The sequence below is a fragment of the Streptomyces sp. CB01881 genome (assembly GCF_002953255.1).
Taxonomy (GTDB): domain Bacteria; phylum Actinomycetota; class Actinomycetes; order Streptomycetales; family Streptomycetaceae; genus Kitasatospora.
Map to the genome: position 1 here is coordinate 10,985,092 of NZ_CP026498.1, position 4,111 is coordinate 10,989,202.

Annotated in this window: 4 protein-coding genes and 3 pseudogenes; 4 read left to right on the forward strand and 3 right to left on the reverse strand. The window is 70.8% G+C overall.

The window, feature by feature from the left end; translation table 11 throughout:
- Together C2142_RS41285 and merB are read right to left on the reverse strand one after the other, a co-directional pair.
- Positions 1–365: pseudogene (locus tag C2142_RS41285) on the reverse strand (deaminase); the annotation flags it as partial.
- 432 nt (positions 366–797) lie between these two features.
- Positions 798–1,505: an organomercurial lyase gene (merB, locus tag C2142_RS37310; RefSeq protein ID WP_148647168.1), complete on the reverse strand. Its 708-nt coding sequence runs from the start codon at positions 1,503–1,505 to the stop codon at positions 798–800.
- Between the two features lie 180 nt (positions 1,506–1,685).
- Between merB and C2142_RS41290 the strand changes: the two are divergent.
- Positions 1,686–1,868, forward strand: a pseudogene (locus C2142_RS41290) (AraC family ligand binding domain-containing protein); the annotation flags it as partial.
- A gap of 35 nt (positions 1,869–1,903) precedes the next feature.
- Here C2142_RS41290 and C2142_RS41295 read toward each other — a convergent pair.
- Positions 1,904–2,107: pseudogene (locus tag C2142_RS41295) on the reverse strand (hypothetical protein); the annotation flags it as partial.
- 51 nt (positions 2,108–2,158) lie between these two features.
- Here C2142_RS41295 and C2142_RS37325 point away from each other — a divergent pair.
- From C2142_RS37325 to C2142_RS37335, 3 genes are all read left to right on the forward strand, one after another.
- Positions 2,159–2,353 (forward strand): hypothetical protein, encoded by a 195-nt coding sequence (locus tag C2142_RS37325; RefSeq protein WP_194235860.1) that lies wholly within the window; start codon positions 2,159–2,161, stop codon positions 2,351–2,353.
- A gap of 509 nt (positions 2,354–2,862) precedes the next feature.
- On the forward strand, positions 2,863–3,183 hold the full coding sequence (locus C2142_RS37330; protein WP_148647169.1) for a hypothetical protein: 321 nt from the start codon (positions 2,863–2,865) through the stop codon (positions 3,181–3,183).
- Positions 3,184–3,477: 294 nt separating this feature from the next.
- Positions 3,478–3,951, forward strand: a complete 474-nt coding sequence (locus C2142_RS37335) for a hypothetical protein (protein WP_241003060.1) — start codon at positions 3,478–3,480, stop codon at positions 3,949–3,951.
- The last annotated feature ends 160 nt before the right edge of the window (positions 3,952–4,111 follow it).

Below are 4,111 nucleotides of genomic sequence, written 5' to 3' on the forward strand. Positions count from 1 at the left end.
CGTTCTCGTGCACGGATCTCGCGCACCGCGGCGGCCAGGTCCGGGCCGAGCTGCGTGGACCCGGCCCACGGGAGGTCGGGCGTGCCGCGGGAGGCCACGTACTTGGGGACGCGGTTGAACAGCTCGGCGATCTCGCCGTCCTTCTGGTGAGGCCAGTAGGAGGCGAAGAGGTCGTACGTCCGCCGGCCGAGCAGGAGGGCGTCCGTGCCCTCGTACGCGGCGAGGACCCGCGCCCCGGTGACCTCGTCCAGCAGGGGCGCCTGCCAGCCGCCGAACGGGAACCCCACCGGGTCCTCGTCGGGTCCGCCGGGTGCCTGCCCGACGAGGTCGAGGGTCGCGAACAGTTCGATGTGGATGAGGCCCATGCCTTACTCCCGATGAGGTGGCGAGGCCCGGCGGCAGGGCCCGGCAGGTATGCCGAGCGCCTTGGTCCAGGCCCGCACGTCCGATTCCTCGAACAGCACAGTCCGACCGATCCTGAAGTACGCAGCACGCAATGCGAAGCACGCAGCACGGTGCCCCGCTCACGCCACCGGACCGGGACGCCGCACCAGCACTCCCGCTCAGGGTAGATCACAGGCCGCGTCCCGACCGGGTGGCCGGCCTGCGTCCAGCGTCATCTCAGGCCACCGGCGCGATCCACGGCCGTGGCACTGGCCGTGTGGTCACCGATGACCTGGGCACACAGGGCCGTGATGACCCGATGGGGTGAAGGGTTGTGCCCCGAGGGCATCGGTGGGTCACTCGGCGCAGCTGATCAATCACCCGGCACTCTCGGGCAGCATGAGGGCCGAACCTCAGTCGGGCAGTCCCCAGAAGGAGCCGTGCAGGCCGACCTCCGAGATGTAGGCGGTGGCGGAGGCGGGGTCGCGGCGGGTGTAGCCCGGTTCCAGGCGGCCGGTGTACCAGTCGCGGGCGAGGCGCCACAGGGTGCCCAGGTCCATGACGTAACCGCGTTCCCGGCCCGTCCGCTGAAGCCAGGTGTCGACGCAGGCGGTGGAGCAGAACAGGCGCTGGTTGCCGCAGGTGTGCACGACGTCGTCCCAGGCCCGGCGCATGGGGGTGAGGAAATGGGCCACCTGGCCGCCCCACGGGGGTGCGTCCCGGCCGACGACCCAGGCGTGCGGGGTGTCGCAGGCCGGACAGCGGGTGGCGACCAGGACGTCGGGCTCGTCGCGGAGCAGGTGGGGCATGGCGAACGAGTCCCAGGCGCAGCCGCCCCACCACAGGGTGTGTGCCCCCATGACGGAGAAGCCGAGCGGCACGGACGCGAAGGGGTGGGCCATCACGACGCGGTCGTTGTCCTGCCGGTCCAGGACCACGTCATGACGGTCATGAAGGGCGCGCAGTTCCTGACGCACCTGACCGAGGGTGACCTCGGTGAGAGCGGCGAGTTCCGGCACGCTCGGTGCACGGCCGGTGCGCGCGAATCCGTGGTAGACGGCCAGGCGGACCCTCTCCCGCTCGTGAAGGGCCTTCGGGGTGTCTGAGATGTTCCCGGTCATTCCTGTGATTCCTCCGCTGGTCGAGGCGATGGGTCCAGGGTGCGCCGCGGCGAGGTCCGGGGGCTTGAACGCTCGTGCGGCACACTTGGGACATAACGTCTGCCGGAGAACGGGCCGCCTACTGGCGGGTTCCCGGGCTTGCGCTGGAGGTCATCCCGCTTCGAGCGGTACGCCTATCCGATGCACGCCCACGACACGTACTCCTTCGGAGTCACCGACGCCGGCGCCCAGTCCTTCCTGCGCAGGGGAGAGCGGCACGTCAGCGCGGCCGGACTGGTCATGGTGTTCAATCCCGACGAGCCGCACGACGGACAGTCGGCCGTCGACCACGGGTACCGCTACCGGATGCTGCACCTCGGCGAGGACCTTCTCCGGGACGTCCTCGCCGACGCGGCTCCCTCGCCCGGCCCGCCGCCGAACCACCGCGCTCGCCCGAAGGCCACCGGCAGACCCATCCGGACACCCAGCCGGGGGAGTGGGATCGTCCAGTCGCCCTCGGGTGCGACCGTGATGGTCAGCCGCAGCAGGTCCGCGTCGGCGGTCCAGCGGTGGACGGTCCGCAGACCCAGCGCACTGCCGGCGGGCGCCGTCCTGGTGCGCACCTCCCAGGTGTCGGCCGTCAGCTCGGGGCCGCCGTCCGCCTGCTGGCGCTGATGTTCATCCAGACCGACGACCGCTTCACCCTGCCGCTCGCCCTGTTGAACTACTTCCAGCAACAGCAGTTCACGGGCGCGGACTTCGGCGCCCTGTTCGCCGGGGTGTCGATCTCGATCCTGCCGATGGTCGGTCTCTACGCGTGGCTCGGCCGCCGCCTCACCGAGGGGATCACCAGGGGAGCCGGCAAATGAGCGAGGCGCTCAGCCCGGCCGACCCGCCGCCCCGTACCCGACCCGGGCGCCGCGTGCACCGTTGCAGCGGAGCCGGCCACCGCCAGGACTCTCAGCCCTGGCTGCTTCGGGGGTGCCTTCGGGCACCCCCGAAGGCACCCCCGAAGCCCGGACCGCGCGCCTTCCTTGGCCTTCAGGCATGCGTCTCCGCCAAAAATCCCGACGCTATGCCCTCGACCATGTCGTCCTGCCGCACTGCACACAACGCCACGCACTGCGGGAGCGAGACTGCTGGTGGGTCAGACAGCGGTGAGGATGGCGCCCGCCGCATGGGGCTGGGGTCAGGCCACTGTCTGTCGGCCGTCGGCGACGACCAAGGCACGGTGCACTGGTTCGCGCCGGAGGCGGCCGCTGCCGAGCATCTCCGCGCCCGCCGGCTTCGTCTGTGTACTCCCGGAAGGCCTGTGCCGGATCACCTTGCCGACGGCGATATTCTCCGAGGCTGCTGACGGAATCAACGGGGAGCACCCATGAGCACAGAACCAGGCCTGCCCACGGCCACGCAGTACCGCGACCTGCGGGGATTCGTGAAGAACATCGAGCGTCAGGCGGAGCTCGAACGGATGAACCAGGGGATGGAGCCAACGACCTACGCCGTCTACAGCGCCTGGATGCGGATGGCCGTCGGCTACGTCGCCTTGCTCGGCAACGATCGAACGACGCCCCAGGCCACCGAGGCTGCCGCCCGCGCCTGGGGTACCACGCTGGAAATGCTCGAATTCTGGCGGAACAGCCCCCTACTGCCAGAATCACTGCGCGCTCCCGTCGCGGCTGCCTCCAGGTACCGCTGACCCGGCCCCCGGGCCGGTGCTCAGCCGGCCAAGTCGTCGAGCGGAAGGGTGACCGACGGGGTGGAACCCGGGTTGATCCGCAGGTCCAGGCCACGTGTCGGCTGGGTGAGCTGTCGCCCCGTCAACCGGCTGAACCCGGCCCAGTGGATGGGCAGGTAACACTCCGGCGTACACCCCTCAGGGACAGGCCCGGAGCGCCGCGGGCGTAACCCCGCCACCGACTGCGCCGCCGCGTGCTTTGCTGTTCGCCGACCTCACCACCGAAACCGACTACCCGAGAGGGGCCGACACCTGATGTCCATATGGCCTTCGATCGTTGCCGTACTCGGTACCCTCGCCGGTGCCCTGACCGCTGGACTCCTCCAGCACCGTTCGGCACGCACCGCACGCACCGAGGAGCGCGCCGACAGCCACCGCCAGGACCAGCTCGGCGCCGTCACCGAGTTCGCGGCCGCCCTGGACGCGCACCGCTCGGCGATGTTCCATCGGGAGCGTCTGGCCCTGGCCGAGGCAGGCACCGAGCACCAGCTGGAGGCCCAGACGAGGTCCCACGACACCCGGGCGGCAATCACCGCGCCCCACATCCGCCTTCAGGTCCTGGCCCCTGAGCTGGCCGGCCCCGCCCAGCAGGCCGCAGATGCCACGTACGCGCTGCGCAAGGCCACCGACCGGACCGACTTGGACGCCAGGCGGCATGCGGCCAAGGAGGCATCCGCCGCCTTCATCACCGCGGCCGCCACGCTGCTGGGCCCAGCAGCCGCCAACTGAGACCTGCTCACCTCGCCCCCCATGACGCCCGGCCCGGGGACCATCGGTACCTCGTGGCGCCGCAGCTCCTCGGGGTGACGCACTGTGTTCGCGTACCCACCGTATGCTGGTGATCTTGATGAGGCCGGGGAGCCGGCAGGCCCCCAGGCACGACACGAGA